The organism is Psychrobacter sp. Rd 27.2, assembly GCF_001921755.1.
Classification (GTDB): Bacteria; Pseudomonadota; Gammaproteobacteria; order Pseudomonadales; family Moraxellaceae; genus Psychrobacter; species Psychrobacter celer.
Window position 1 is genome coordinate 14,368 of the sequence record NZ_MRYB01000012.1, and the last position, 26,118, is coordinate 40,485.

The following is a 26,118-nucleotide window of genomic DNA, read 5'->3' on the forward strand; positions in this document are numbered from 1 at the left end:
ACCCACGTTGATGACATACATGGAGTGGCTCTTTGATTGAATGATAAAGCGCCACTGTAGCCAGTTTTTATTAATTTTAGAGACGATTATGACCCGAGTTAAAAGTATGACCAGAATTGAAAGCACCTTTGGGACCCTAAAAGCGCAAAATAAAAAAGCCTTGATTCCTTATGTGATGGCAGGCGATCCAACGCCTGATAACTTTGTCGGCCTCTTGCATGACTTAGTCAAGCATGGCGCGGATATGATCGAAGTGGGTTTGCCGTTTTCTGACCCCATGGCCGATGGGCCAACTGTTGCCTTGGCAGGCGAGCGCGCCTTAGCAGCTGGTACTAGTACGCGTGATGCGCTAAATATGGTGGCAGAGTTTCGCAAGCAAGACACGCAAACGCCAATTATCCTGATGGGTTATCTAAACCCTGTCGAGATCATCGGTTATGATAATTTTGTCACCTTATGCGAGCAGGCAGGCGTCGATGGTATTTTGATGGTGGATTTGCCGCCAGCTGAGGCGGGGAGCTTTACTCAGCATTTAACTGAGCACGCTATGAATGAGATTTTCTTATTATCGCCCACCACTTTGCCTGAGCGCCGTGAGCAAGTGCTGACCCACTGCGGCGGCTATATTTATTATGTGTCGCTCAAAGGCGTGACCGGCTCAGCGACGCTCGATACCGATGATGTCGCCATTCAAGTACAAGCCATCAAAGCAGAGACCGATCTGCCGGTCTGCGTGGGTTTTGGTATCCGTGATGCGGCCTCTGCCAAAGCGATCGGTCAGCATGCTGACGGGATTATCGTTGGTAGTGCGCTGGTACAAAACTTCGCTGATATCGATGCTAGTGATGCGGCGGCAGTGGCCAATGCTCAACAAAAAATCATGGCAAAAATGGACGAGCTGCGCGGTGCTTTAGACAGTTTGACAGTTTAACGGACGGTATCATAGGTAAGCGGTGAGTTGTCAAAGGTGTTCCTAGATAGGTGATAAGCTGAGGCGACGGCGCGCTGGACGAATGACAATCTTTATCATAACAGGGTTTATAATAACAATGTCTATAAAGACAGCGCGAAATGGCTTTGCTAAAGTTAGTTTACGTGTGTAAACTAACCTCACATATAAATTGTGACCGTCTCGCATGAGCGTACCTGCTGATGGCTTATATCATCGAGTGCTGTGACGATTAAATTGATTTTATAAATGGACTCTTAGGGACAAGTAAACGAGCCAACTTGCCTGTAAGCCTTTGATAATGGCGAATACTATGACTGATACAATAACCAAAGCTGATATGACAACTCCAAACAATATCGAAAAAACCGCAACTGACAAACCCAGCGCCGAAAAAAACGGCAATGCTGCTGGCCAATCGTGGTTTAATCGCCCAATACCTGGTATTAAGCAGCAACTGACCGCTCCATTGACTGCGGTTGAGACTGAACCATCGACCAAGTGTAGCAACTGCCATTCGATGATTACCAATACCGCGCTGATTTTTAACTGTTATGTATGCCCGCATTGTGACCATCATTTACCGATGAGCGCTCGTGAGCGTCTAAACTGGCTGCTGGATCAAGTAGATGGCGAGCTGGGGCAAGAGTTCAATGCAAAAGATCCATTGAGCTTCGTCGATAGTAAGCCGTATCCACAGCGCATGAGCGAAGCACAAGACAAGACAGGCGAGTCTGAAGCGCTGATCGTGATGTATGGCAAGCTGCGCAATCTAGACATTGTCACTTGTGCCTTTGATTTTCGCTTTATGGGCGGCTCGATGGGTTCGGTGGTCGGTGATCGGTTTGTCCAAGCCGCTGAAAAAGCCCTTGAGGAAAAAATACCACTGGTCTGCTTTGCAGCCTCAGGCGGCGCGCGTATGCAAGAAGGTTTGCTGTCGTTGATGCAAATGGCGCGCACCGCCGCTGCGATTGAGCGCTTGCGATTGGCGGGTGTACCGTATATCGTAGTGTTGACCAATCCTGTCTATGGCGGTGTGACAGCCTCGCTGGCGATGCTAGGAGACATTCATTTGGCAGAGCCAAAAGCGATGATTGGTTTTGCTGGCAAGCGCGTGATCGAGCAGACGGTACGCGAAACCTTAGAAGAGCCGTTTCAGCGCGCTGAGTTTTTGTTAGAGCATGGGGTGGTGGATGAAGTGGTGCATCGTCATCAGCTGATCGATACCATTTATCGTCTGCTGGCAAAACTGTGTCACGTCACCAATGTGGATGCGTAACGCCGCACCGGTTATGGCGCTTATCGCATAGCCATAGCTACAAAACTGCTCTTAAAAATAGCATTTATCGTCAATCACGGTAAATGCTATTTTTGCTTTTTGGCTAGGTAGTTATATACTGTCTTCAGTTTTTATTTGATTCTTTTTTGATAGGTTTTCTTCATGTCTGACTCCTTAGTTGCTACCTCAAGTACGCCCGATAACCAGTCTAGTTTGACCGAATGGCTCAATTATATGCAGCAAATCCATGTGTCGGCGATTGACATGGGGCTGTCGCGCGTGTTGCCAGTGGCTGAGGCGTTAGGCTTGGTACAATCCGCCAAAAACGATGCTTATGTATTTACTGTAGCGGGCACCAATGGTAAAGGCTCAACGACCGCAGTGATTGCACAAATGTGTCAAGCGGCAGGGTATAAAACGGCGCTGTATCAATCACCGCATTTAAGCGTTTTTAATGAGCGGGTGCGTATCGATGGCGAGATGGTCAGCGATGAGACCTTAATCAATGCCTTTAGTAAGGTGGAGGCAGCGCGGCTGCAGTGCGATTTGACATTGTCGTTCTTTGAGATGACGACACTTGCTGCATTATTGATATTTGCCGAAGCAAACTGCGAGGTATGGGTATTAGAAGTGGGACTGGGCGGTCGCTTGGATGTGGTTAATATCATCGATCCTGACATGGCGGTGATTACCAATATCGGTATCGATCATATCGATTGGTTGGGCGACAATGTCGAGGATATCGGACGCGAAAAGGCAGGTATCTTGCGTGACGATATCACGCTGATTTATGGGGCGACTACGATGCCAGATAGCGTGCAGCAGGCGATTGATCAGCATCAAGCGCGCTGCTATCAGGTCGGGCAGGACTTTGCTTACCAAAGCCTCGACTCAGCCACATGGCAGTATAGCAATGCCGCTGTCACGATGCAGCTACCGCGCCCAGCATTGTCGCTTATGAACACTGCCAATGCCTTATCAGCTGTGCTGGCCAGTCCATTAGATATCGATATCAGTGCCATCGAGCAGGCGCTGCAGACAGTCAAGCTGGCAGGACGGTTTGATTACCGCCATACCCAGCAGCGTCATTGGCTATTTGATGTGGCGCACAATGAGCAGGGTGTCGAGTTTTTATTGGCGCAGCTTGTACCGCTTTGGCAGCAGCACCTCGCTGAGCAGCACGAGTCTATAGACAGTCATAGCGGCAGCCAACCTGCCAGCATCAAAATGCTGTTTTCTATGTTAGGTGATAAAGATGTCGACCATGTCGTCCAGCGCTTAAGCCAAGCTGGCTTGCCGATCAGCGAGTGGTTTATCGCGGAGATTGACTATCCACGTGCCGCGAGTACCGAGCATTTATACAGCGTCCTGTCTCGCCATGTCGAGCAGGCGCAGATACATCAGTTTGACAGATTAAAAGAAGCCACGCAGGCGGTGATGCAAGCGAGCGATGCGCAGGATCTCATCGTGGTGTGTGGCTCGTTTCATACTATCGGTGAGGCATTAGCAGCACTGACTGCCGATCAGTGATAGTCGATGATGTGACGACCCGTGAGTGATGAAAAGGGCTTTGCTTTCATGTTACGCTTAGCACAAGTGTGATAGCAGACAGCGCGAAAAATATGCTTTATAATCAAAGTGATTGAAATATAGCGTATAACGCCAAAAAACTGACGGATGGGTAAGCTTGTAGAGCCTTGCCCGCCAAGGTTTTAAAGCGATAGCTGCGCCGCTCAATCAACCTTATTACCAACTAAGAGACGTAAACGGATGAACTTTTCGAGACAAGCCTTATTGGGCATTGGGATGATTATCGGCGGTAGCGTGATGCTATACGCTATGGTGCAACAAATCGGCGATAACAGTCAGCCTGCGCCGACCTCAGCGATGGTCGAAAGCTCAAGTACTGAGCAAACCACGCAGCCGCCATTGACAACAGACATCGAAACAGAAAAACGCATCTTGGCACAAAAACAAAAAGAGCGCGCCGCTCGCGTCGCAGAGCAAGAAAGACGTGCTCAGCAGTTTTTGATTGAGCAAGAAGCTGCTGAAGCTGAAGCACTAGCCAAAGCGCGCGCAGAAAGCCAACAATATATAACAAACACTACCGCTGCTGACGATAGCGACAGCACCGCAGCTGAGAAAAAAGACGATACCGCTTCGGCAACAGCAAGCCTTGAAGGTACGGAAAGTTCTGAAAGCACTGATAGCAATACGGCGCAAGCCGCCGCCGAAAAATTAAAAACTGCCCAGCAGCAAGAAGCCAAACGTCAAGCCGCTCTCAAAGAGCAACAAGCCGCCAAAGAATTGGCACAGCGGCAACAGCAAGCGGAACAAGCCAAGCAACAAGCAGAGGCCAAGCGTCAAGCAGAAGCTGAGCGTCAGGCTGCCGAGCAGGCCGCCGCAAAAAAGCAAGCGGCTGAAAAAGCTGCCGAAGCCGCCAAAAAAGAGCCGCCCAAATCCCCCACTGACTATGAAGTCAAACGAGGCGACGGCCTGATTAAACTTGCCAGACAGTATAACGTACCGGTGGAAGCGCTGGCTCAGGCAAATAATATGTCACCCTCGACCTCACTGCAGCTGGGTCAGACACTGACTATTCCTTCACGCAAACAAGTACAGCGTCTAGAGCGAGAAGCAGCGGCAGCCGAAAAAGCGCGTGAAGCGCAGCGCAAAAAAGAAGAAGCATTGGCGAAAAAATCAGCAGAGGCCAAACGTGATGCGCAGCAAAAACTGCGTGATGCCCGCCAACAGGTCAAGGAAACCGATGCCAAAGGAAGCTTTGGGGTGCAGGTCGCACTTGCCAATGATCAGGCCAAAGCAGATGAATTGGCCAAAAAGTTTCAGGCAGCAGGGTATCAAGTAAAGACCAGTCCGACCAGTCGCGGTGTCCGCGTCATCGTCGGTCCTGAGCGCGGTAAAGTGGCAGCGCTGGCGCTCAAAGACAAGATCAACAGCGACCCTAAAGTAAACACCACCAGCGCTTGGGTATTATACTGGCGCTAAACCGCGATTAATGTATCGCCGCTGGTAGTGAGTGCTGGTAGTGAGTATAGACACCTTCGCTGTTTCTATGATATGAGAAAACACGACACTAGATGTCGTGTTTTTTGTTTTATTGATTGCTCGGCTGGGTAGGTTTCGCTACCATGCCGCGCATTTATTCTGTTTTTGTATCACCTGTCAGCCTAAAAAGGTTGACCTGCCGTGATTATTCAAATGCCCATCTGTGCTTGTGAACCGTTGCAGCTGGGACTTGGATAATCACTTGTTTATTTTATAAGGTAAAACCATGTCGTTTGGCGTTGTATTTTTAATATTGGCCGTTGGGTTTTTAGGGCTAATTACGTTACCAAAACTATCCTCAAAGCGTCAAAGCACCGAGCCTGAGCCAAAGCCTGTGCGCGGTGATGAGTTGGCCATTTGGCCATTTGCACCGATGCCTATCATGACTGATACTGAGGTGATTTTTTTTAAAAAATTAAAAAACGCCTTGCCCGAGTATCACATATTTGTACAGGTGCAGCTGTCGCGAATCATCGAAGCCAATAGCGATGAGACCTCCGAGCGTAGCTTTTGGTTTAACCGCATTTGTCGTCAGAGTGTCGATTATGTCATCGTCGATATCGACGCACAGACCACCTTGGTGGCTATCGAGCTTGATGATTGGACACATAGCAGCAAATCACGCCAAAAAGCCGATGACAAAAAGGACAAAGCCCTTGCTAGTGCAGGTATTCCTATCGTGCGCTTTCACGCTGAGCGTATGCCAAGCGCGGATATGCTCAGATATGAGCTGATGCAGGTGATTGAGACGTACTGATAATGATCGTCATTGGCCGTGATTAAAACTGACCTCTCGGATTGAGGGTGCGGGCTACTCACACTGCCGCGGATAGATGACAATTGGCCTGTCGCCTTCAAAATATAGCCCTGTCTTTGGTAGGCTCTTCTTTGACCAAGTCTGTGCAAGCGCTCGTCTGGCGTAACGGTCATAAAAGCTGCGTTTGGTAAACCACTCAATATAGTACGCGCGCCGCAGAGTGCTCGTATCGAGCGTCGCAAGACTGACGGCGTCGCTGTTATCACACCATTCATGCAGCGGAAAGCTGGGCGTTAGCCAATCAGGTTTATCAAAGCCATAGATATTGAGCGGCAAAAAAAAGCGGCCTTTGATAATACCGTAGCGTTTGTCGATTTTTACTTGTCCGTGATCAGCGGTATCGACCCACACAGCGCGGAACTGCTTGGTCTGCATGTGGGTCATTTTGCGCTGTAAGTTATCATTGGAATTGATACCGACCCAGTTTGCAGGCTCAAAAGGCGGTGCCCCCATAAAAAACTTGATCGCCAGCTCCCAGTGTTCGGTCAGATTGTCCTGATGATTGTATAAAATCAGATCCAGCTCGCCTGTCGTCTGTTTGCCGTTATATAACTGCACATTGTTAGCAAGCGTCTCGTACGGATGTAATTTGCGCGCAAAGCCATCTTCTAGCCAAAATGATAACAATCCCTCAAAGTGAAAACCTAAGCGATTGGGACTGGGACGTGTCAGCAGATATCGCGTCAGCGCCTGATACGCATTGGTGGTATCGAGCTCCTCTAAGCGTGCCTGATAGGCTGCAAACTGCTGCTGCCAAAAGTGTGCGCTATGGACCGACACGGTATGTGTGTTCTGATGCGGCGCAACGTCCAACCACTTTGTTAAGACAGTGGGGCAGGCCAGCACATAAGCCAAATCGCGCACATATGGGCGCCGATAAGCTTCCCACGGTGCGGTATGTAGATAAGTAAACGGGCCATGAACCGTCGGCTCGATCATAGGATAAACCATCATTACAGTGTACGTTTACCCTAGCGGCTCATGTACCAAAAGTCTATAGTCAATCGATGGCGTATTATAAGTCTAAAGTGTTTGTCATCAATGAAGCGCTGAGCGCAATTACGAAGGTATCTTTGTAGTATTTGGTAAGAAGTCATTAACCATAAAAAAAGCCAACCATTGCTATCAATGGTTGGCTTTTTCTTTAACTACGATGTTTGGTCGGAACGGCAGGATTTGAACCTGCGACCACCACACCCCCAGTGTGGTGCGCTACCAGACTGCGCTACGCCCCGAATGACTGACTATTTTACGCAAAATTAGGCATATTGCAAGGGCTATTTATCTTGCTACCCATTTGCCCCAAAATTTGACATATCCATAGCCAGTATGAGCGCCATATTAGCAGAGCTATCCCAGCAGCTCTTTTAAAATTTGGTTGACTTGCTGTGGGTTTGCGCTACCGCGGCTGGCTTTCATCACTTGCCCGACCAGACCATTAAAGGCTTTTTGCTTGCCGCCTTTATACTCATCTACCATCGTTTGATTGTTGGCGATGACCTCTTCGACCATGGCTTTGATAGCGCCAGTGTCCGTTTCTTGTTTTAGGCCCTTTTCTTCGATGATTTTATCTGCCGCATCATCGCCGTCGCCGCCTTCGCGCTCATATAAGGCACTAAAGACTTTTTTGGCCAATTTGCCAGATAGCGTATCGTCTTTGATACGAGCCAGCATACCAGCCAATTGCTTGGCGCTGATAGGGGAGTGGGTGATGTCTTTATCATCTTTGTTGAGGGCACCGAGCAAGTCGCCCATCACCCAGTTGGCTGCCATTTTGGCATCTTGCTGGCCCACTTCTGCCACCACAGCTTCGAAATAATCAGCAAGCTGACGGCTGCCTGTTAGGATGCGAGCATCGTATTCTGACAGACCAAGCGCTACCTCAAAACGGCCACGGCGAGCCACAGGCAGCTCAGGCATGGCAGCACGAATGCTGTCAATCGTATGCTGCTCGATACGGACAGGCAGTAAATCAGGGTCAGGGAAATAACGATAATCGTTGGCGTCTTCTTTGGTGCGCATGGTGCGGGTTTCGTCGCGCTCAGGATCATAGAGCATCGTTGCCTGCACGACTTTGCCGCCGTCTTCGATGATGTCGATTTGACGTTCGATTTCGCAGTTGATGGCGCGCTCGATAAAACGGAACGAGTTTAGGTTTTTGAGCTCAGTACGAGTACCGAGCTCGCCGCCAGGTTTGCGCACAGAGACGTTACAGTCACAGCGGAATGAGCCTTCTGCCATGACCGCATCCGAGATACCCAGCCAAGTGACCAGCTGATGAATGGCCTTGATATAAGCCAGCGCTTCATCCGCTGAGCGCATGTCAGGCTCAGAGACGATTTCGATGAGCGGCGTGCCCGCACGGTTGAGATCGACACCCGTCATGCCATCGACGGCATCGTGGACTGATTTACCCGCGTCTTCTTCTAGATGCGCGCGGGTGATGCCCATCCGTTTTGGGTATTCGTTTTTTTCGCCTTCATTGACCACCACATCGATATAGCCGGTACCCACGATAGGGTTGGCCATTTGGGTGATTTGATAGCCTTTGGGCAAATCAGGATAAAAGTAGTTTTTGCGATCAAAGGTGTTAAAAAGACCCAGCTCGGCATTGACGCCCATACCGAACTTCAGTGCGCGCTCGACCACGCCAGCGTTGAGTACCGGTAGCACGCCAGGTAAGCCTAAATCGACGATGTTGGCTTGGCTGTTTGGCTCGTGGCCGAAGTCAGTTGGGGCGCTAGAGAAAATTTTACTGTCAGTGTTTAGCTGGCAGTGAATCTCAATGCCGATGACCACTTCGTAACCATCAACAAACAATTCGGGACGAACGCTGTCGTTATGAGCGGTATTCTCAGTCGTAGTAGCTGTGTTCATTATACCGTCTCCTTTGCGACGAGTGAGTGTTGTAGATGATGATCGGTATGCTGCTGAAACAGATGAGCGGTCGTTAGCAGCTGACTTTCTTGCCAGTGCTTACCGATTAACTGTAAACCGATCGGCAGACCTTCTGAGGTCAAACCAACGGGCTGACTGAGTGCGGGCAGACCCGCTAGGTTGACTGCGATGGTATACACGTCGCCTAGGTACATGGTCGCAGGGTCGAGGTCTTCTGCCAGCTTATAAGCTGCGGTCGGCGCGGTGGGACTAGCGATGACATCACAATTGGCAAAAGCATCATCAAAGTCTTTGACGATTAAGCGGCGCACTTTTTGCGCTTTGGTGTAGTAAGCGTCGAAATAGCCTGCCGATAGTGCATAAGTACCAGTGAGGATACGGCGCTGTACTTCAGGGCCAAAGCCTTCAGAGCGTGAGCGCGTGTATAGGTCAATCAGATCTTTTGGTGTTTCACAGCGATAGCCAAAGCGCACGCCATCAAAGCGTGATAGGTTGGAAGACGCTTCGGCAGGGGCGAGCATATAGTAAGTGGCCAGCGTGATATCGGGATCGGTGATATTGACCTCGACGATGGTCGCTCCCAGTTCTTCGTATTTTTTGAGTGCGGTACGGGCGGCTTGTTCTACTTCGCTGTCGAGGCCTTTGCTAAAGTATTCTTTGGCGACGCCGATACGTAGTCCTGCAAAGGGTTTATCGCCTGCAGCGGCCTCTGCATCATTGATGTCTTGTACATAATCTGGCATGTCGTGCTTGATGGAGGTGGCATCGCGCGGATCATGACCGATCATCGGCTGCAGCAGATAGGCACAGTCTTTGGCGCTTTTGCCCATGCTACCGGCTTGGTCGAGACTTGAGGCATAGGCAATCATGCCAAAGCGTGACACACGGCCATAAGTGGGCTTGATGCCGGTGAGGCCACAAAACGAAGCTGGCTGACGAATCGAGCCGCCCGTATCACTACCGGTCGCCACAGGCACAAAACCGGCGGCGACAGCGGCTGCACTACCACCAGATGAGCCACCAGGGACGCGCTCCAAATTCCATGGGTTTTGTACCGTGCCATAGTAAGAGCTGCTGTTGTCTGAGCCCATTGCAAACTCATCCATATTGAGCTTACCTAGGCTGATCATGCCCGCTTTTTCGATATTGGTCACGATGGTGGCATTATAAGGCGAGACAAAATTGTGTAGCATCTTTGAGCCACAAGTGGTCAGCACGCCTTGGGTACAAAAGATGTCTTTATGCGCCATGGGCACGCCGAGCAGGGGACGCTTATCGCCTTGGGCGCGCATCTCGTCCGCGGCTTTCGCTTGCGCGCGCGCCGTCTCAGCGGTGTGGGTGATAAAGCTGTTGACCTTAGTGTCTAGGGCGTCGATACGTTTGATATAGTGTTCGGTTAATTCTGCGCTGCTAAACTGCTTTTCTTGCAAGCCTGTAATCAGCTGCTCGGTACTTAATAGGTGAATCTCAGACATAGGGTGTCGTCCGTCAAAGTGTTAATAGCATAAAATAAGATAAAGCCAATAAAGCTAATAGAGTCATGCAAGTCGTTATTCAATCACTTGTGGCACCAGATATAGGCCGTCTTCGATCGCTGGTGCGACCGATTGATTGCGCGTGCGATCGATATCATGTTTGGCGACGTCAGCACGCAGCTCTTGGCAGGCTTCATGGATGTTTGATAAAGGCTTGATGCCTGCGGTGTCGACACTGCTTAGCGTGTGCATCAGCTTTAACACTTTGCTAATGTCGTCCGCGTAGCTGCTCGCCGTGCTTTCATCCACGCCCAAGCGGGCAAGGTTGGCAACTTCTAAGATTTCTTCACGGCTGACGTTGTTGTCAGACGTTGCTGGTTGCTGTGACATAGTTTCTCCAATGAAGGACAGTTTTGGTTAGTGTCAATTTGGGTGGTGTCAAGACATGACCACTAAAAATAAGAGGATTGCTAAATAAGATTGTATCTTGAGTTGGATTATTATAAAGCATCTGGCCTAAGTTTACAGAGCACAGCATTTGATTGATGCATAATATCAACCAAGTTAAAATGATTTACAAAACTGACCGTATAGTTAGTGTTTCATTCTTAAATGCTCACCCATTGTTCGCTGAAATACGTTACAGTATGCACCTGCTACTGAGCAAAATCATCATCTGTCTGTAGCGCCTTATTAGTTATTGAATTAAATGGTCTTTCATGAAGTCAAATGGTCTTGCTGACGATTTCAAACTTTGTAACAACTTTTAGCATCTAGGACCAAAATCCTGACTTACTGACGCAAATATCTATGTTTTTTTTGAGCCAAATCGGTATAATTTGCCTCAGTTTTTTCATTTCATTATTATTGCTTAGGTTTGACTTGTTGCGAGGTTCAGTTTTCGCCACAGGTAATGTCTATCGACGACCTGCTCAACACTGACGAGGAACGCCTCAGTCACTCTCATTCGCCTCATTCGCCTCATTTGTAATACGCTGGAAATATTAGTCATGAACCTGTTTGGATTTTTATCAAATAATATCGCTATCGACCTCGGTACTGCGAACACCCTTATCTTTATTCCTAATAAAGGCGTCGTGCTTGACGAGCCTACGGTGGTCGCGCTACGAAGTAATCGTACTCAAAACCCTACCGTCGCCGCTGTTGGTATCGATGCCAAGCAGATGCTAGGTCGTACACCTGCCAACATCACCGCCATTCGTCCACTAAAAGACGGGGTGATTGCAGACTTTGAGGTGACCCAAAAAATGCTAAAGCACTTTATCACTAAGGTAAAAGCCAAACGTTTTATGGCGGAGCCAAATGTGGTGGTATGTGTGCCATGCAAGTCTACTTTGGTAGAGCGTAAAGCGATACGTGAGGCGGTGTCATCAGCGGGCGCCAATAAAGTATTGCTGCTTGAGGAGCCAATGGCAGCAGCAATCGGTGCTGGCATGCCTGTCCATGAAGCCAGCGGTTCGATGGTGGTGGATATCGGTGGCGGTACCACTGAGATTGCTGTGATTGCACTATCTGGCTGCGTCTATGCCGAGTCGATTCGTATCGGCGGCGATATGTTTGATGAGGCCATTATCACCCACGTACGCCGTACTCATGGCTGCGTCATCGGTGAGACGACAGCTGAGCGTATCAAACAAGAAGTGGGCTCGGCACTAAACGAAGACAGCCAGCTAGAGGTAGAAGTACGTGGTCGTAGCATGGCAGAGGGTGTGCCAAAGACCTTTACCGTCAATTCAGAAGAAGTACAAAAAGCCCTTAGCGATCCATTAAGCGGTATCGTCAGTGCGGTCAAAGCAGCACTCGAGCAAACGCCACCTGAGCTATCATCAGACATCGCTGAGCGCGGTATTGTCTTGACAGGGGGCGGTGCGCTATTACGTGATTTAGACAAGCTTATCTCCAAAGAGACCGGTCTGCCAGTGACGGTCGCCGAAGATCCATTGACCTGCGTGAGCCGCGGTGGTGGTATTGCGCTTGATTTTATCAATAACAAAAGCCTAAACATGATCTTTGTCTAAACGATTTTAGCAGGCGCATGGCTGGGGTGGTACTAGTCGTGCGCTGATGAGGGCAGTAGAGCGCGTGGCAGTATCCATCATGTTCAAAAGACCCTAATAAGTACAAAGTACGCTCAAGCCATGAAAAGCAAGACCATATTCTTGCTTATTTTAAAATTGCTAATTAGACCTCTTATGATTCCAAGTATTTTTGCCCGTCAGCCGTTATCACTTCGTAAGACTGCCATTGTATTGATAGTCGCTTCGATACTGATGTGGTTTGATAGCAAAAACGCAGAGTGGTTTAACCCTGTCCGTAATACCAGCCATGCCGCCATGCAGCCCATCTATCAGCTGTCACTGTTGCCGAGTTATGCTCAGCACTGGGCTAGTGGTCGTTTACAGTCCAAAGAAGCCTTGCGCCGCGAAAACATGCAGCTAAAATCACAGCTGATCCACGCGCAGGCCAAGCTGCAGCAGCAAGATTATATCTTGGCACAAAACGCTCGCTTGCAAGGCATTTTGTCGACCACCAAGCCTGAGCAGTTTGATCTTAATTTGGCGCAAGTGATTGGTACCGACACCAACTTACTCAGGCAAATTGTGGTGATCAATAAAGGCGCGCAAGATGGCGTACAGGTGGGTCAGACGGTCATCGACGAAGATGGTATTTTGGGGCAAATCATCAATGTCTATCCCAACACCAGCCGATTGCTACTAATCACCGATGAGCAGCAGTCTGTGGCGGTGACGGTCAAACGTACCGGTCAGCGTGCCATCGTGACAGGCAAAGGCATCCCGACGTCTTTGAGTTTGGATTATGTGTTTAAAACTTCAGATGTGCGGGTGGGGGATGAGCTAGTGTCGTCAGGGTTGGGTGGCCGTATCCCAGCAGGGTATCGCGTTGGCCGTATCGCTCAGATCGAGGACACGCAGGCGGATAACTTTAGAAGCATCGAGGTCACACCCACTGCCAATTTTATTGACAATGCCTATGTACTGATATTGCAAGACAAGCTGATTAATAAAAACAATACCGTCATCAATTAGCTATCGCCTAAGCCTAAGAAGGTGTCTCATCGTTTGGCGTTTGCAGCTGCTACGTCTCATTAAGGTAAGTGCTCATGTCGTATCCTGATTCTGAGAATGAAACAGTACTGCTGATTGCTGTCATTATTGTCAGTATCGTCGTGGCCTCATCCCTCAATGTCTATCCATTAAGCCCCAGTATGGCCACCTTGCGACCCATGGTCATGATTATGGTGCTGATTTTTTGGCTGTTGTTTCAGCCGCGCTATGTCGGTATCTTTACCGCCTTTACGGTGGGCATCATTGCCGATTTGTTGATGGATACCCATTTAGGTCAGCAAGCCTTTGCTGCTGTGCTGGTCGCTTTTGTTATCAAAGTTACCAGTATTTATGTCAGACAATTAAATACATGGAGCGCTTGGCTACTTGCCAGTTTTAGTTTGCTAATCTTTCAGTTGACGCTGTGGATATTGCAAATGTTTATCCAAAATGTGTTTGTCGCTCAGTCCGCTTTGTCATTAGTCATGAGTATTCTTAGCTGGCCTTTGGTGCTTTTGGTGCTACGTAAGTTTGCGCGTTGATACTGACGCATCCATGAGCGAGTCGATCATCCTATAAAACAAGCGCGCTCATTGTGCGTGCTGCTAGCAAAATACGCCCTCATGAAATGTTAAAACGAATCAACATGACCGTATTTATGACCTTATCTGCAAGCGCTGTCAGCCCACAAGTTTATACAATCAGACAAATTTATATAATAAGAGATGAATCATGGATATTATTTTAGCGTCCGGTTCGCCGCGTCGTCGTGAGCTGTTGTCTAGAGCGCAGCTGGACTTTACGGTCATGAGTGTCGATATCGACGAAACCCCGCATGCCAATGAACCCCCCAAAGACTATATCGAGCGCATGGTCGCGACCAAAGCGGCCGCCGCGGTACAGCAGCTAAATGCTACCAGCAGGGAAGAGAATGCCGATAAAGACGTTGAGTCGCGTCTGGTGTTAACAGCCGATACCATCGGTGTCTTAGCAGACGGCAAGACGGTGCTGGTCAAGCCTACAAGCCGTGAGCAGGCGTATGAGATGTGGCAGCAGATGTCTGATACGGTGCATGAAGTATGGACAGCGGTGCAAGTGACCCTTATCGCCCGCTCTGCTCATCTGGTGCGCTGCGATAACGCCGCTGTCCATGCAACAGCCGTCCATGCACTCAAGCAGCCTGTATGGCAGGTCGTTTCTCAGCAGCAGCTCACGGAGCGCACGGCGGTGACCTTTATTCCCTTAACGGCGCAGATGATGCGTGAGTATTGGGACAGCGGCGAGCCTCAAGACAAAGCAGGAGGTTATGGCATTCAGGGGTTAGGCGCTACTTGGGTGAGCCGTATCAACGGTAGCTATACCAATGTCGTCGGCTTGCCACTTGCGCAAACGTTGGCCCTGATCAATACCGTCAGCCAGCACAGCAGCGCAAGTGTGTCATGATAATCAGCTGCTGAGTTGTTTTTGTGCACACACTTTTTATCCACATAATGACACGCTAGGATAATGGGCAAGCACAAGGCGCATTTGTTACACTGTAAGCCTAACAGGCGATGAACGTCGAATAAGAAAGCTGAGAGATAAGAGAAAAATATTATGTCCGAAGAGCTGCTGATTAATATTAGTCCAATGGAGTCGCGTGTCGCCGTGCTAGACAACGGCATTTTGGGCGAGATTTATATTGAGCGTCATCATAAATTGGGGTTGGTGGGCAATATTTATTTGGGTACGGTGGTACGTGTCCTGCCAGGTATGCAGGCCGCTTTTGTTGATATCGGTCAATCACGCACAGCGTTTTTACACGTCAACGATATGCAGCGCGAGCCGCGTCCGGTAGTAGATAAGACAAACACAATAGCCAACGACAGTCACGCTCAAGCTGGTACTACTGTCGATGGTATGGCCAATGAGCACGCGATTAGCGATGACACCGTGATTGGTGCGACAGAAGACCTAGCAGTGACGCCGCCTGTGGTCGAGGTGCAGAGTACAGAAGTCGTACCAGCCGCCAAGACCTTGATTCAGCACCGTTTGCATGAGAGCCAACGTATCCTTGTGCAAGTGACCAAAGATCAGCTCGGCAGTAAAGGCGCGCGCTTGACCACCAATATCTCGCTGCCTTCACGTTATTTGGTTTATCTACCATCGAGCGACCATATCGGCATCTCACAGCGTATCGATGGCGCTGATGAGCGCACGCGTCTAAAAACCGAGCTGACCTATCTGATGCAGACAGTCAATCTCAAGGGCGGCCTGATTGCACGTACGGCTGCTGAGCGTGTGCCAGTCGCAAAACTAGAAGAAGACATCTACTATCTGTTGCAGTTATGGCGAACGATCTGCGCACGCCGTCAAGAGATCAATCATCATCAAAGCTCAGAGCTGATCTATCAAGAATTATCCTTACCGTTACGTTCGATACGCGATTTGGTACATAGTGATACCGAAAAAGTCGTCATCGATAATAAGCAGGTGTATGAGCAAGTCAGATACTTTGCCAAAGAGTTTGTACCCTTTATCTATGATCGCATCGTTCACTACACGGCAGAACAATCACTATTTGATGTGCACCGAGTCGAAGATGATCTGCGAGATGCGCTCAAACGCCGTGTCGATCTCAAATCTGGCGGCTATTTGATTATCGATCAAACCGAAGCCATGACGACCATTGATGTCAATACCGGCTCTTTTGTCGGTGGTCGCTCATTAGAGGATACGGTTTATAAGACCAATCTTGAAGCCACCCATGCCATCGCCCGCCAACTACGACTGCGCAATCTGGGCGGTATTATTATCCTCGACTTTATCGATATGCTCGAGCAGCAGCACAAAGATGACGTATTGACCAGTCTGCAAGAGCAGTTGGCGCAAGATTATGCTAAGACCAAAATCACCCAAGTCAGTGAGCTGGGCTTGGTTGAAATGACGCGCAAACGTACCCGTGAGTCGCTGGGGCAGCAGCTCTGTGAGCCGTGTTCTACCTGCCAAGGTCGCGGCTTTGTTAAGACCGCTGAGACCGTCTGCTTTGAGATTTTTCGCGAAATCATGCGCTGCGCTCGCACTTATAATTCTCCAAAAAAGTTTACCGTGGTGGCTCATGCCGCTGTGATCGATTTACTGCTCACCTCAGAATCAGACACCGTCGCTGATTTGGAGTATTTATTAGGCCGGGTTATCACCTTCGATGTCGAAAACCTTTACACTCAAGAGCAGTATGATATCGTTTTAGACTAGCGAGTGAATTGAATACACACCCTAGAATAACGGCCATTATTGAGAGGTTTTATTGATGTTTTATCAGGGTGTAAAAGAGACTTTAATAAAAATATTATCGATAAAAACGCTTGTTTATAAAGGGTAAAATCTCAAGCGCCCATTGATATTACTCTTGCAATGACCAAAATTCTATGTATAATACACACCACTGAATTATATATGCGCAGCCAATAAAACAGCTGGCGCTATGACAGCTAGAGCATCGTTTCTAGCACTATTTCATTATGCCTTTGCTGACATCCATAAAAGTGGGAGGGTTGGCGGGGCTTTAAATTATTTTGCTTTTAGCACGCTGCTGGTTCTCTCGAAGAACAGATTCTGCAAAGAATGGGAAGCCGCTTGAAGTAAATCTTTAACCAAACGGCTTTTGATCATAATCTTGCAGCGCAAGAATGACAAAGGCACATATTAGGAGCTTGCTGGCATGGCTAACCAGAGAATCCGTATCCGTCTCAAGTCATTTGATCATCGTCTGATTGATCAGTCGGCCCAAGAGATTGTCGATACTGCAAAGCGCACCGGTGCGCAAGTTTGTGGTCCTGTACCGTTGCCGACTCGCATTGAGCGTTTCAACGTTCTAACCTCACCACACGTCAACAAAGACGCACGTGACCAGTACGAAATTCGTACCCACAAGCGTATGGTTGATATTGTTCAGCCTACTGACAAAACTGTGGATGCGCTAATGAAGCTTGATTTAGCGGCGGGTGTTGACGTTCAAATTGCTTTGGGTTAATGCAAAACACACCCAACCCATTAATATAAGATATAAAGAGGTCTAAAATGGCGATCGGTTTAGTCGGTAAAAAATGCGGCATGACCCGTGTCTTCACTGAAGCAGGCGCATCTATCCCTGTCACAGTGGTTGAGGTCGATGCAAACCGCATTACTCAAGTAAAAAATACTGATGTAGATGGTTATCAAGCCATCCAAATCACCACAGGTACCCGTCGTGACAGCCGCGTAACGGCCGCACAAAAAGGTCACTTCGCGAAAGCTGGCGTTAAAGCTGGCCGTGGTGTTTGGGAATTTCGTGTCAATGATAGCGAACTTGAAGGTCGTGAGATTGGCGGTGAGATCCTAGCTGACTTGTTCGAGCAAGGTCAGATGGTTGATGTCACAGGACAAAGTAAAGGTAAAGGCTTTCAAGGCGGCGTAAAGCGTCACAACTTTAGCATGCAAGATGCGACTCACGGTAACTCAGTATCTCACCGTGCCCTTGGTTCAACTGGTCAGAACCAGTCTCCAGGTAAAGTCTTCAAAGGCAAAAAGATGCCAGGTCAAATGGGTAACAAGCGCGTTACCGTTCAGGGCCTAGAAGTGATATCAGTGGATGCCGAAAAAGGGTTACTTGTCATCAAGGGTGCTATCCCAGGTGCCACCGGTGGCGATGTCATCGTACGTCCGTCAGTCAAAGCCTAAGCAAGGGGATTAACGTGGATTTAAAAACAGTTACAGGTGCGGCGGTTGAGCTTTCTGATACGGCTTTTGGTCGTGAATTCAACGAAGCATTAGTGCATCAGGTCGTCACTGCATATCTTGCAGGTAGCCGTCAAGGTACACGTGCGCAAAAAACCCGTGCCGAAGTTTCTGGCGGTGGCATCAAGCCATGGCGCCAAAAAGGTACTGGTCGCGCTCGTGCAGGCTCTATTCGTAGCCCAATCTGGCGTTCAGGTGGTCGTGCATTTGCTGCAAAACCACAAGATTGGTCACAGAAAGTAAACCGTAAAATGTATCGCGGTGCGATGCAGTGTATCCTAGCCGAATTGATTCGCCAAGAGCGTTTGATTTTGGTAGAAGAGCTAAGCGTTTCTGAGCCAAAGACCAAAGAGCTGATTGCAAAGTTAAATGAGCTTAATGCACCTCGTGCACTCATCGTCACCAAAGAAGTTGACGAAAATTTATACTTAGCCGCTCGCAACATTCCACACGTCAATGTACTTGGTACAAACGAAGTGGATCCAGTGAGTTTGATCGCATTTGATAAAGTGATCATGTCAGTTGAAGCTGCGAAACAATTTGAGGAAGCACTAGCATGAATAACGCAAGACTTTATCAGGTCTTAAGAGGGCCTGTATTCTCAGAAAAATCTCAAATGCTTGGCGACTCACTTGGTGTGCAGGTATTTAAAGTTGACTCTAACGCTACTAAGCTAGAAGTCAAAAAAGCAGTTGAGATGATGTTCGAAGGTGTTGAAGTTACTAAAGTGAACACTTTGAATGTTAAAGGTAAGACAAAGCGTTTTGGTAAGAGTATCGGCCGTCGTAACGACTATAAAAAAGCCTATGTTACCTTAAAAGCTGGTCAAGATGTACAAATGGCTGATGCTGGTGAAGAAGTTGCAAACGCGACTGATTCTACTAGTGAAACAGCGAACAACGAATAAGGATTACACTCATGCCTATCGTAAAAGCAAAGCCAACATCACCAGGCCGTCGTTTTGTTGAAAAAGTGGTGCATCCACACCTTTACAAAGGTCGTCCTTATGCAGCGCTTGTCGAATCAAAAAGTAAGTCAGGTGGTCGTAACAATAACGGTCGCATAACCACTCGTCACGTTGGTGGTGGTCACAAGCATCATTATCGTGTTATCGATTTTAAACGTACTAAAGACAATATCCCAGCGACGGTCGAGCGTATCGAATACGATCCTAACCGTACTGCTCATATTGCACTACTTAAGTACGCTGATGGCGAACGTCGTTATATTATTGCACCAAAGAAACTAGCTGCTGGCGATACTGTACAGTCAGGCGAAGCTTCTCCAATCCGCCCAGGTAACTGCTTACCGCTAAAAAACATCCCATTGGGTACTGTGATTCACAATATCGAGCTTAAAATCGGTAAAGGTGCACAGATTGCTCGCTCTGCGGGTGCTAGCGTTCAGCTACTAGGCCGTGATGGTATCTACGCAATTCTACGTCTACGTTCAGGTGAGACTCGCCGCGTACACGTGAACTGCCGTGCGGTTATCGGTGAAGTATCTAATACTGAAAATAACTTGAAATCACTTGGTAAAGCCGGTGCTTCACGTTGGCGCGGTGTTCGTCCTTCAGTTCGTGGTGTCGCTATGAACCCGGTTGATCACCCACATGGTGGTGGTGAAGGTCGTAACAAAGGTCGCCATCCTACTAGCCCTTGGGGTCAGAAGTCTAAAGGACTTAAAACGCGTCACAATAAGCGTACTGACAGTATGATCATCCGTCGCCGTCGCGCCAAGAAGAAATAAAGGAAGAATTTCATGCCTCGTTCATTGAAAAAAGGTCCATTCATAGACGCGCATTTGTTTGCCAAAGTTGAGAATGCTATTGACACCAACTCTCGCAAGCCAATTAAGACTTGGTCGCGCCGCTCGATGATTCTGCCACAAATGGTTGGCCTAACTTTATCTGTTCACAACGGCCGTACTCACGTACCGGTTATCGTAAGCGAGCAGATGGTTGGTCATAAACTAGGTGAATTTGCCCCGACTCGTACATATCGTGGTCATGGCATTGACAAAAAAGCTAAGAGATAAGGTGCTTACCATGGAAGTAACTGCAAAATTACGCGGTGCCGCCATATCGGCACAAAAAGTTAGACTCGTTGCTGATGAAGTTCGTGGCAAATCGATTGAGCGTGCTTTGGATATCCTAACGTATAGCAACAAAAAAGGCGCTGTGTTTGTTAAGAAATGCCTTAACTCAGCCATCGCCAATGCCGAACACAACAACGGCTTAGATATCGATACTTTAAAAGTATCAACCATCTACGTTGATGAAGGCATTACGCTAAAACGTATCCTACCACGTGCTAAAGGTCGCGCTGATCGTATCAGTAAGCGTACTTGTCACATCACTATAAAGGTAGGAGAATAAGTTATGGGTCAAAAAGTACATCCAATCGGAATTCGTCTTGGTGTTGTAAAAAAGCATAACGCAAACTGGTATGCTAACCCTAAACAATACTCAGAATACCTCATCAACGATATTCAAGTTCGTGAGTATCTACGCAAAAAGCTAGACAACGCGATGATCAGCAACATCATGATCGAGCGTCCTACTGGCGCAGCTAAGATCACCATCGCTACTGCGCGTCCTGGTATCGTGATCGGTAAAAAAGGCGAAGATATCGAAAGACTTCAAAAAGAATTGACCAAAATCATGGGCGTACCTGCTCAGGTCAACATTGAAGAAATCACATCGCCTGATCTAGATGCACGTTTGGTAGCAGACGGTATCGGTAGCCAGCTTGAGCGCCGTGTTATGTTCCGTCGTGCCATGAAGCGCGCCGTACAAAACAGCATGCGCTCTGGTGCTAAAGGTATTAAAGTTGAGCTGTCTGGCCGTCTTGGCGGTGCTGAGATTGCTCGTACTGAATGGTACCGTGAAGGTCGTGTGCCATTGCATACACTCCGTGCTGATATTGACTATGCGTCAATTCGCGCCGAGACAACTTACGGCACCATCGGTGTTAAAGTTTGGATTTTCCGCGGAGAGATTCTTGACGGTATGAACAGTGTTTACAATCCCGTCAACGAAGAGAAGCCTCGTGCGCCAAAACGCCGTGGTCGTGGAAACCGTCGAAACTCAGACAGAGGTTAAACTATGTTACAGCCAAAACGTACCAAGTTTCGTAAAATGCACAAAGGTCGTAACACAGGTCTTGCTCATCGTGGAAGCACCGTTGCATTCGGACAAATTGGTCTAAAATCACTGACGCGTGGTCGTATGACAGCTCGTCAAATTGAAGCAGCACGTCGTACCATCACTCGTAAAATCAAGCGTGGCGGTAAAATTTGGATTCGTGTATTCCCAGACAAACCAATCACCAACAAGCCTCTAGAAGTACGTATGGGTAAAGGTAAAGGTCCTGTCGAGTATTGGGTATGCGAAATCAAACCTGGTAAAGTGCTATATGAAATCGAAGGGGTCTCAGAAGAGCTTGCTCGCGAAGCCTTAACGCTTGCTGCGGCAAAACTGCCCTTTAAAACTACCATTGTTAAGCGGACGATAATGTAATGAAGATCAGTGAATTACGTGATAAATCATTAGAAGAACTGACCCAGTTACTTGATGAAAAGCAACTTGATGCTTTCCGTATTCGTATGGCTAAAGCAACTGGTCAGTTGGGTAATACCCATGAAGTACGTGCCAATCGTCGTACGATTGCTCAGCTTCAGACTTTGATTAACGAGAAACAACGAGGCGACTCATGAGCGATAACAATCAAACAGCTACCAATGCTAGCGTATTGACAGGACGAGTTGTCAGCGACAAGATGGACAAATCCATCACAGTTTTGATTGAGCGTCTGGTCCGTCATCCTTTGTATGGCAAACAGCTTCGTCGTTCTACAAAAATCAAAGCCCATGATGAGAATAACGTTTGCCAACAAGGCGACCTTGTCCGCATCAAAGAAACGCGTCCAATCTCAAAAACTAAGTCTTGGACTTTAGTTGATGTGGTTGAAAAAGTAGAAAAAATCTAAGTAAATTGCATTAAAAGCCAGAAGCTGTTAAAATAGCCGCCTTTTTAAGGATGCTGATTGCGCCCGTCGCATATCACTCACATTAAGAGTAAGTCGCGGTTATTTATTAAAAAATGCCGTCTACTCATACTGTGCTAGCGGCAGCAACTGGTTTTTATTGCTCATACGTGTGGAGTAACGCTATGATTCAGGTTGAGTCAATGCTGGAAGTTGCAGACAATAGCGGTGCAAGGCGAGTTCAGTGCATTAAAGTACTGGGTGGTTCTCATCGTCGTTATGCATCAGTTGGCGACATTATTAAAGTAACGGTTAAAGAAGCCATTCCGCGTGGTCGTGTCAAAAAAGGCGACGTGATGAATGCAGTAGTTGTACGTACCAAAAAAGGCGTTCGTCGTCCTGATGGTTCTGTCCTGCGTTTTGATGACAATGCTGCGGTATTGTTGAACCAAAATAAAGCACCGATTGCAACTCGTATTTTTGGACCGGTAACTCGTGAACTACGTGGTGATCAGTTTATGAAAATTGTATCACTAGCACCAGAAGTATTGTGAGGTAATCCATGTCAAAATTACGTAAAGGCGATACAGTTATCGTGATTGCTGGGAAAGACAAAGGCAAGCAAGGTACTGTACAAGCTGTAAAAAATGATCGTATTAAAGTTGAAGGCATTAACATCGTCACCAAGCACCAAAAGCCAAATCAGGCGACTGGTACTGAAGGTGGTATCGTTAAGCAAGAAGCTTTTTTGCATATTTCAAATGTCGCAATCTTAAATGCGCAAACCCAAAAAGCAGATCGTATTACTTATCAGTTTGACGAAGACGGCAACAAACAACGCGTCTATCGTTCAAACGGTGAAGTAGTGGCGACTGCGTAAGACACTAAGGGTGTAATGGTAATGGCAAGATTAAAATCTTTATATAACGATAAATTAAAACAGCAAATCAAAGAAGAGCTTGGTTTGGCAAACGTGATGCAGGTGCCTAAAATCACCAAGATCACACTGAATATGGGTGTAGGCGGCGCGTCTCAAGACAAGAAATTGCTTGAAGGTGCTGTTTCTGACATGACCGCTATTGCTGGTCAAAAACCTGTTATCACCAAAGCGCGCAAATCAGTTGCTGGTTTTAAGATTCGTGAAGAATGGCCAATTGGCTGTAAAGTAACGCTACGCGGTGAGCAAATGTACGAATTTTTAGATCGTCTCATTGCCATTGCAATTCCTCGTATTCGTGATTTCCGCGGTTTTTCGCCTAAAGCCTTTGACGGACGTGGCAACTACTCATTGGGTATCAAAGAACAAATCGTATTCCCAGAAGTAGATTTTGACAAGATCGATCGCATCCGCGGTATGGATGTGACCATCACTACGTCAGCAGGTACTGATGAAGAAGGTCGTGCGTTGCTTAAAGCATTCGGCTTCCCATTTAAATAAGGTAAAGACGTTATGGCAAAGAAGAGCATGATTAACCGCGAATTAAAACGCGAAAAAATGGTTGCTAAGTATGCTGAAAAGCGTATCAAGCTAAAACAAACTATCAGTGATATCAACGCATCAGACGAAGAGCGTATGGACGCGATGTTAGAGCTACAAGCACTACCACGCAACGCCTCACCAGTACGTCTACGCAATCGTTGTGCTATCACCGGTCGTCCTCACGGTTACTTCCGCAAGTTTGGCTTATCACGCAATATGCTGCGTGAGCGTGTCATGCAAGGCGATGTGCCTGGTGTTCGTAAAGCAAGCTGGTAAGGAGTAACTACATGAGTATGCAAGATACCGTTGGGGATATGCTAACCCGTATTCGTAACGCACAAATGGCCAATAAAGTATCGGTAGCAATGCCGAGCTCTAAACTACGTAAATCAATCGCTGATTTATTGGTTGCTGAAGGTTATGTGGCGAGCGCAGTTGTGACAGAAGAAGAAAACAACAAAGCGACACTAACTATCGAGTTAAAATATTTCGAAGGCCGCCCTGTCATCGAAACGATCCAACGTTATAGCCGTCCTGGCCTACGCCAGCATCGCGGCAAAGACGCTATCCCTACTGTTAAGCAAGGTATGGGTGTTGCTATCGTATCAACCAGTCAAGGCATCATGAGCGATCGTGCTGCACGCGCTGCTGGTGTCGGTGGTGAAATCGTCGCATTCGTTGCCTAATTAGCATTTGTTGCTTAGGTAATCAGACGATAAAGTCTACTTGAACCCATTAAGCCTGTCGTAATTTATAGTGGTACATGACAAGCTTAGAAAGCTAAACATCAGATTTTAATAAAATTGTATGGTGTTTAATGGGGACAATTATGCTAAACTAGCAGGCTTTTTAGCCTGTTAGTTTTTTCGCTAATAAAAGCAAGTTAATTTTTTAAGGAATATTCCTATGTCTCGTGTGGCTAAAGCCCCAGTGACGCTGCCAAACGGCGTAAGCGTTACTTTGAACGATCGGCAGGTCGAAGTTAAAGGCAAGAACGGCACTATGTCTTTACGCCTGCATGAATTGGTCGAGCTGAAACAGGAAGATGATGCTATCATTTTCTCACCTGCAGTCGATTCAAAAGAAGCTATGATGCACACAGGCACCATGCGCGCACTGTTAAACAACTATGTAACAGGCGTGAGCGAAGGCTTTGAAAAACGTCTTCAGCTAATTGGTGTTGGTTATCGCGCACAAGCTACTGGTAACAAAGTAACCCTAAACGTTGGTTACTCACATCCAGTAGAATATACGCTACCTGAAGGTGTGTCAGCTGAAACCCCAACGCAAACTGAAATCGTTTTGAAATCAAACGATAAGCAGCAGCTTGGTCAAGCAGCGGCTAATATCCGTGGTTTCCGCCCACCTGAGCCTTATAAAGGTAAAGGTATTCGTTATAGTGACGAGCATGTGATTCGCAAAGAAGCTAAGAAAAAATAAGGTGAGTTGAAATGTTTGATAAAAAAGCAGCTCGTCTACGTCGAGCAAAGAAAACCCGTGCGCATATCCGTCATCTAGGCGTTCATCGCTTAACGGTTAACCGTACACCAAGACATATTTATGCCCAGATTATCTCTCCAAACGGTGGTGAAGTGATTGCTCAGGCATCTACCTTAGACAGCAGCTTACGCTCTGGCTCAACTGGTAATGTTGATGCAGCAACGTCTGTAGGCCAAATGATCGCAGAACGCGCAAAAGCAGCTGGCATTACGAAAGTTGCCTTTGACCGTAGTGGTTTTAAATATCATGGTCGAGTAAAAGCTTTGGCTGAAGCTGCTCGCGAAAACGGATTGGAGTTTTAATCATGGCTAGAAATGATAAAAATGATAAAAATGAACAGACTGACGGTCTAGTAGAACGCTTAGTTACCGTTGATCGTGTTGCAAAAGTAGTTAAAGGTGGTCGTATTTTCTCATTCACCGCCTTGACGGTAGTGGGTGATGGTAATGGCCGTGTTGGTTTTGGCCGTGGTAAAGCACGTGAAGTGCCAGCTGCTATCCAAAAAGCACTAGAAGCTGCTAAGCGCAACATGATTACTGTTGAGCTAAATGATGCAACTTTGTATCATCCGATCAAAGCACGTCATGGTGCTAGTAAAGTCTTTATGCAGCCTGCATCTGAAGGTACTGGCGTAATCGCCGGTGGCGCAATGCGTGCGGTATTAGAAGTTGCTGGTGTCAAAGATGTTTTGACTAAATGTTATGGTTCTACCAACACTGCTAACGTTGTTCGTGCAACGTTTAACGGTTTACGTGATATGTCAACTCCAGAAAAGATGGCAGCAAAGCGTGGTAAATCTGTAGACGAAATCTTGGGTTAACTTAGAC

Annotated in this window: 33 protein-coding genes and 1 tRNA gene; 29 read left to right on the plus strand and 5 right to left on the minus strand. The window is 47.6% G+C overall.

Going from position 1 to position 26,118, the window contains the following annotated elements; translation table 11 throughout:
* Window positions 1–106 precede the first annotated feature (106 nt).
* The 5 genes from trpA (at window position 107) to BTV99_RS10175 (ending at window position 6,051) form a co-directional block, all read left to right on the plus strand.
* On the plus strand, window positions 107–931 hold the full coding sequence (gene trpA / locus BTV99_RS10155) for a tryptophan synthase subunit alpha (RefSeq protein ID WP_075102329.1): 825 nt from the start codon (window positions 107–109) through the stop codon (window positions 929–931).
* Window positions 932–1,250: 319 nt separating this feature from the next.
* Window positions 1,251–2,228 (plus strand): acetyl-CoA carboxylase, carboxyltransferase subunit beta, encoded by a 978-nt coding sequence (gene accD, locus BTV99_RS10160; protein WP_178377953.1) that lies wholly within the window; start codon window positions 1,251–1,253, stop codon window positions 2,226–2,228.
* A 162-nt stretch (window positions 2,229–2,390) separates the two neighbouring features.
* A complete protein-coding gene (gene folC, locus BTV99_RS10165; protein WP_075102257.1) occupies window positions 2,391–3,758 on the plus strand; it encodes a bifunctional tetrahydrofolate synthase/dihydrofolate synthase in 1,368 nt (455 codons plus the stop codon).
* Window positions 3,759–3,998: 240 nt separating this feature from the next.
* Window positions 3,999–5,234: a LysM peptidoglycan-binding domain-containing protein gene (locus BTV99_RS10170; RefSeq protein ID WP_075102258.1), complete on the plus strand. Its 1,236-nt coding sequence runs from the start codon at window positions 3,999–4,001 to the stop codon at window positions 5,232–5,234.
* Window positions 5,235–5,520: 286 nt separating this feature from the next.
* On the plus strand, window positions 5,521–6,051 hold the full coding sequence (locus BTV99_RS10175) for a DUF2726 domain-containing protein (protein WP_075102259.1): 531 nt from the start codon (window positions 5,521–5,523) through the stop codon (window positions 6,049–6,051).
* A 54-nt stretch (window positions 6,052–6,105) separates the two neighbouring features.
* Here BTV99_RS10175 and BTV99_RS10180 read toward each other — a convergent pair whose 3' ends face one another.
* The 5 genes from BTV99_RS10180 to gatC form a co-directional block, all read right to left on the minus strand.
* Entirely contained in the window at window positions 6,106–7,065 is a 960-nt protein-coding gene (locus BTV99_RS10180; RefSeq protein WP_256713777.1) for a DUF1853 family protein, read from the minus strand.
* Between the two features lie 204 nt (window positions 7,066–7,269).
* Window positions 7,270–7,346 (minus strand) — tRNA-Pro (locus BTV99_RS10185).
* A gap of 115 nt (window positions 7,347–7,461) precedes the next feature.
* Window positions 7,462–8,988, minus strand: coding sequence for an Asp-tRNA(Asn)/Glu-tRNA(Gln) amidotransferase subunit GatB (gene gatB / locus BTV99_RS10190; protein ID WP_075102261.1), 1,527 nt, complete (start codon window positions 8,986–8,988; stop codon window positions 7,462–7,464).
* A complete protein-coding gene (gene gatA / locus BTV99_RS10195; RefSeq protein ID WP_075102262.1) occupies window positions 8,988–10,484 on the minus strand; it encodes an Asp-tRNA(Asn)/Glu-tRNA(Gln) amidotransferase subunit GatA in 1,497 nt (498 codons plus the stop codon). The genes gatB and gatA overlap by 1 nt, the downstream gene beginning before the upstream one ends.
* Before the next feature lie 75 nt (window positions 10,485–10,559).
* The gene (gatC, locus tag BTV99_RS10200) at window positions 10,560–10,874 is read right to left on the minus strand and encodes an Asp-tRNA(Asn)/Glu-tRNA(Gln) amidotransferase subunit GatC (RefSeq protein WP_075102263.1); all 315 of its coding nucleotides are present in this window, start codon (window positions 10,872–10,874) and stop codon (window positions 10,560–10,562) included.
* Window positions 10,875–11,494: 620 nt separating this feature from the next.
* Here gatC and BTV99_RS10205 point away from each other — a divergent pair.
* From BTV99_RS10205 to rpsE, 24 genes are all read left to right on the plus strand, one after another.
* On the plus strand, window positions 11,495–12,523 hold the full coding sequence (locus tag BTV99_RS10205) for a rod shape-determining protein (protein WP_083608617.1): 1,029 nt from the start codon (window positions 11,495–11,497) through the stop codon (window positions 12,521–12,523).
* A gap of 174 nt (window positions 12,524–12,697) precedes the next feature.
* On the plus strand, window positions 12,698–13,552 hold the full coding sequence (mreC, locus tag BTV99_RS10210; protein WP_075102265.1) for a rod shape-determining protein MreC: 855 nt from the start codon (window positions 12,698–12,700) through the stop codon (window positions 13,550–13,552).
* 74 nt (window positions 13,553–13,626) lie between these two features.
* Entirely contained in the window at window positions 13,627–14,112 is a 486-nt protein-coding gene (gene mreD, locus BTV99_RS10215; RefSeq protein ID WP_075102266.1) for a rod shape-determining protein MreD, read from the plus strand.
* A 190-nt stretch (window positions 14,113–14,302) separates the two neighbouring features.
* A complete protein-coding gene (locus BTV99_RS10220) occupies window positions 14,303–15,013 on the plus strand; it encodes a nucleoside triphosphate pyrophosphatase (protein ID WP_075102267.1) in 711 nt (236 codons plus the stop codon).
* A 153-nt stretch (window positions 15,014–15,166) separates the two neighbouring features.
* Window positions 15,167–16,804 (plus strand): Rne/Rng family ribonuclease, encoded by a 1,638-nt coding sequence (locus tag BTV99_RS10225; RefSeq protein ID WP_075102268.1) that lies wholly within the window; start codon window positions 15,167–15,169, stop codon window positions 16,802–16,804.
* A gap of 466 nt (window positions 16,805–17,270) precedes the next feature.
* Window positions 17,271–17,582 carry a 30S ribosomal protein S10 gene (gene rpsJ / locus BTV99_RS10230; protein ID WP_010196670.1) on the plus strand — a complete coding sequence of 104 codons (312 nt, stop codon included), beginning with the start codon at window positions 17,271–17,273 and terminating at the stop codon, window positions 17,580–17,582.
* Between the two features lie 47 nt (window positions 17,583–17,629).
* Entirely contained in the window at window positions 17,630–18,268 is a 639-nt protein-coding gene (gene rplC / locus BTV99_RS10235) for a 50S ribosomal protein L3 (RefSeq protein WP_075102269.1), read from the plus strand.
* A 14-nt stretch (window positions 18,269–18,282) separates the two neighbouring features.
* A complete protein-coding gene (rplD, locus tag BTV99_RS10240; protein WP_075102270.1) occupies window positions 18,283–18,885 on the plus strand; it encodes a 50S ribosomal protein L4 in 603 nt (200 codons plus the stop codon).
* Window positions 18,882–19,232, plus strand: coding sequence for a 50S ribosomal protein L23 (rplW, locus tag BTV99_RS10245; protein WP_075102271.1), 351 nt, complete (start codon window positions 18,882–18,884; stop codon window positions 19,230–19,232). Before rplD ends, rplW begins: the two co-directional genes overlap by 4 nt.
* 11 nt (window positions 19,233–19,243) lie before the next feature.
* Complete coding sequence (gene rplB, locus BTV99_RS10250; RefSeq protein ID WP_075102272.1) at window positions 19,244–20,074, plus strand: 50S ribosomal protein L2; 831 nt, start codon at window positions 19,244–19,246, stop codon at window positions 20,072–20,074.
* A gap of 12 nt (window positions 20,075–20,086) precedes the next feature.
* Window positions 20,087–20,362, plus strand: coding sequence for a 30S ribosomal protein S19 (gene rpsS, locus BTV99_RS10255; RefSeq protein ID WP_058368265.1), 276 nt, complete (start codon window positions 20,087–20,089; stop codon window positions 20,360–20,362).
* Window positions 20,363–20,372: 10 nt separating this feature from the next.
* Window positions 20,373–20,702 carry a 50S ribosomal protein L22 gene (gene rplV, locus BTV99_RS10260; protein WP_045446615.1) on the plus strand — a complete coding sequence of 110 codons (330 nt, stop codon included), beginning with the start codon at window positions 20,373–20,375 and terminating at the stop codon, window positions 20,700–20,702.
* A 3-nt stretch (window positions 20,703–20,705) separates the two neighbouring features.
* A complete protein-coding gene (gene rpsC / locus BTV99_RS10265) occupies window positions 20,706–21,428 on the plus strand; it encodes a 30S ribosomal protein S3 (RefSeq protein WP_075102273.1) in 723 nt (240 codons plus the stop codon).
* 3 nt (window positions 21,429–21,431) lie between these two features.
* On the plus strand, window positions 21,432–21,845 hold the full coding sequence (gene rplP, locus BTV99_RS10270; RefSeq protein ID WP_075102274.1) for a 50S ribosomal protein L16: 414 nt from the start codon (window positions 21,432–21,434) through the stop codon (window positions 21,843–21,845).
* Window positions 21,845–22,042: a 50S ribosomal protein L29 gene (rpmC, locus tag BTV99_RS10275; protein ID WP_025644397.1), complete on the plus strand. Its 198-nt coding sequence runs from the start codon at window positions 21,845–21,847 to the stop codon at window positions 22,040–22,042. The genes rplP and rpmC overlap by 1 nt, the downstream gene beginning before the upstream one ends.
* Window positions 22,039–22,314 carry a 30S ribosomal protein S17 gene (gene rpsQ / locus BTV99_RS10280; protein ID WP_021813375.1) on the plus strand — a complete coding sequence of 92 codons (276 nt, stop codon included), beginning with the start codon at window positions 22,039–22,041 and terminating at the stop codon, window positions 22,312–22,314. Before rpmC ends, rpsQ begins: the two co-directional genes overlap by 4 nt.
* A 182-nt stretch (window positions 22,315–22,496) precedes the next feature.
* Entirely contained in the window at window positions 22,497–22,865 is a 369-nt protein-coding gene (rplN, locus tag BTV99_RS10285) for a 50S ribosomal protein L14 (RefSeq protein WP_010196702.1), read from the plus strand.
* An 8-nt stretch (window positions 22,866–22,873) separates the two neighbouring features.
* Window positions 22,874–23,191, plus strand: coding sequence for a 50S ribosomal protein L24 (rplX, locus tag BTV99_RS10290; protein ID WP_075102275.1), 318 nt, complete (start codon window positions 22,874–22,876; stop codon window positions 23,189–23,191).
* 21 nt (window positions 23,192–23,212) lie between these two features.
* Complete coding sequence (rplE, locus tag BTV99_RS10295; RefSeq protein ID WP_075102276.1) at window positions 23,213–23,749, plus strand: 50S ribosomal protein L5; 537 nt, start codon at window positions 23,213–23,215, stop codon at window positions 23,747–23,749.
* 12 nt (window positions 23,750–23,761) lie between these two features.
* Entirely contained in the window at window positions 23,762–24,067 is a 306-nt protein-coding gene (gene rpsN / locus BTV99_RS10300; protein ID WP_075102277.1) for a 30S ribosomal protein S14, read from the plus strand.
* An 11-nt stretch (window positions 24,068–24,078) separates the two neighbouring features.
* Window positions 24,079–24,477, plus strand: a complete 399-nt coding sequence (gene rpsH / locus BTV99_RS10305; protein WP_075102278.1) for a 30S ribosomal protein S8 — start codon at window positions 24,079–24,081, stop codon at window positions 24,475–24,477.
* 220 nt (window positions 24,478–24,697) lie between these two features.
* Complete coding sequence (gene rplF, locus BTV99_RS10310; protein ID WP_075102279.1) at window positions 24,698–25,231, plus strand: 50S ribosomal protein L6; 534 nt, start codon at window positions 24,698–24,700, stop codon at window positions 25,229–25,231.
* A gap of 11 nt (window positions 25,232–25,242) precedes the next feature.
* Window positions 25,243–25,593 (plus strand): 50S ribosomal protein L18, encoded by a 351-nt coding sequence (gene rplR / locus BTV99_RS10315; protein WP_075102280.1) that lies wholly within the window; start codon window positions 25,243–25,245, stop codon window positions 25,591–25,593.
* Between the two features lie 2 nt (window positions 25,594–25,595).
* Window positions 25,596–26,111, plus strand: coding sequence for a 30S ribosomal protein S5 (rpsE, locus tag BTV99_RS10320; RefSeq protein ID WP_075102281.1), 516 nt, complete (start codon window positions 25,596–25,598; stop codon window positions 26,109–26,111).
* Window positions 26,112–26,118 lie beyond the last annotated feature (7 nt).

Excerpts from the sequence above, each read along its gene's own strand:
- rpsH (WP_075102278.1), top strand. The coding sequence starts at position 24,079 with ATGAGTATGCAAGATACCGTTGGGGATATGCTAACCCGTATTCGTAAC.
- folC (WP_075102257.1), top strand. The coding sequence starts at position 2,391 with ATGTCTGACTCCTTAGTTGCTACCTCAAGTACGCCCGATAACCAGTCT.
- rplW (WP_075102271.1), top strand. The coding sequence starts at position 18,882 with ATGAATAACGCAAGACTTTATCAGGTCTTAAGAGGGCCTGTATTCTCA.
- BTV99_RS10180 (WP_256713777.1), bottom strand. The coding sequence starts at position 7,065 with ATGATGGTTTATCCTATGATCGAGCCGACGGTTCATGGCCCGTTTACT.
- rplC (WP_075102269.1), top strand. The coding sequence starts at position 17,630 with ATGGCGATCGGTTTAGTCGGTAAAAAATGCGGCATGACCCGTGTCTTC.
- rplE (WP_075102276.1), top strand. The coding sequence starts at position 23,213 with ATGGCAAGATTAAAATCTTTATATAACGATAAATTAAAACAGCAAATC.
- rplP (WP_075102274.1), top strand. The coding sequence starts at position 21,432 with ATGTTACAGCCAAAACGTACCAAGTTTCGTAAAATGCACAAAGGTCGT.
- rplV (WP_045446615.1), top strand. The coding sequence starts at position 20,373 with ATGGAAGTAACTGCAAAATTACGCGGTGCCGCCATATCGGCACAAAAA.
- BTV99_RS10175 (WP_075102259.1), top strand. The coding sequence starts at position 5,521 with ATGTCGTTTGGCGTTGTATTTTTAATATTGGCCGTTGGGTTTTTAGGG.
- rpsQ (WP_021813375.1), top strand. The coding sequence starts at position 22,039 with ATGAGCGATAACAATCAAACAGCTACCAATGCTAGCGTATTGACAGGA.
- gatB (WP_075102261.1), bottom strand. The coding sequence starts at position 8,988 with ATGAACACAGCTACTACGACTGAGAATACCGCTCATAACGACAGCGTT.
- mreC (WP_075102265.1), top strand. The coding sequence starts at position 12,698 with ATGATTCCAAGTATTTTTGCCCGTCAGCCGTTATCACTTCGTAAGACT.
- gatC (WP_075102263.1), bottom strand. The coding sequence starts at position 10,874 with ATGTCACAGCAACCAGCAACGTCTGACAACAACGTCAGCCGTGAAGAA.
- rplB (WP_075102272.1), top strand. The coding sequence starts at position 19,244 with ATGCCTATCGTAAAAGCAAAGCCAACATCACCAGGCCGTCGTTTTGTT.
- rpsS (WP_058368265.1), top strand. The coding sequence starts at position 20,087 with ATGCCTCGTTCATTGAAAAAAGGTCCATTCATAGACGCGCATTTGTTT.
- rplX (WP_075102275.1), top strand. The coding sequence starts at position 22,874 with ATGTCAAAATTACGTAAAGGCGATACAGTTATCGTGATTGCTGGGAAA.
- gatA (WP_075102262.1), bottom strand. The coding sequence starts at position 10,484 with ATGTCTGAGATTCACCTATTAAGTACCGAGCAGCTGATTACAGGCTTG.
- mreD (WP_075102266.1), top strand. The coding sequence starts at position 13,627 with ATGTCGTATCCTGATTCTGAGAATGAAACAGTACTGCTGATTGCTGTC.
- accD (WP_178377953.1), top strand. The coding sequence starts at position 1,251 with ATGGCGAATACTATGACTGATACAATAACCAAAGCTGATATGACAACT.
- BTV99_RS10170 (WP_075102258.1), top strand. The coding sequence starts at position 3,999 with ATGAACTTTTCGAGACAAGCCTTATTGGGCATTGGGATGATTATCGGC.
- rplF (WP_075102279.1), top strand. The coding sequence starts at position 24,698 with ATGTCTCGTGTGGCTAAAGCCCCAGTGACGCTGCCAAACGGCGTAAGC.
- trpA (WP_075102329.1), top strand. The coding sequence starts at position 107 with ATGACCAGAATTGAAAGCACCTTTGGGACCCTAAAAGCGCAAAATAAA.
- rplR (WP_075102280.1), top strand. The coding sequence starts at position 25,243 with ATGTTTGATAAAAAAGCAGCTCGTCTACGTCGAGCAAAGAAAACCCGT.
- rpsC (WP_075102273.1), top strand. The coding sequence starts at position 20,706 with ATGGGTCAAAAAGTACATCCAATCGGAATTCGTCTTGGTGTTGTAAAA.
- rpsN (WP_075102277.1), top strand. The coding sequence starts at position 23,762 with ATGGCAAAGAAGAGCATGATTAACCGCGAATTAAAACGCGAAAAAATG.
- rplN (WP_010196702.1), top strand. The coding sequence starts at position 22,497 with ATGATTCAGGTTGAGTCAATGCTGGAAGTTGCAGACAATAGCGGTGCA.
- BTV99_RS10220 (WP_075102267.1), top strand. The coding sequence starts at position 14,303 with ATGGATATTATTTTAGCGTCCGGTTCGCCGCGTCGTCGTGAGCTGTTG.
- BTV99_RS10205 (WP_083608617.1), top strand. The coding sequence starts at position 11,495 with ATGAACCTGTTTGGATTTTTATCAAATAATATCGCTATCGACCTCGGT.
- rpsE (WP_075102281.1), top strand. The coding sequence starts at position 25,596 with ATGGCTAGAAATGATAAAAATGATAAAAATGAACAGACTGACGGTCTA.
- BTV99_RS10225 (WP_075102268.1), top strand. The coding sequence starts at position 15,167 with ATGTCCGAAGAGCTGCTGATTAATATTAGTCCAATGGAGTCGCGTGTC.
- rpsJ (WP_010196670.1), top strand. The coding sequence starts at position 17,271 with ATGGCTAACCAGAGAATCCGTATCCGTCTCAAGTCATTTGATCATCGT.
- rpmC (WP_025644397.1), top strand. The coding sequence starts at position 21,845 with ATGAAGATCAGTGAATTACGTGATAAATCATTAGAAGAACTGACCCAG.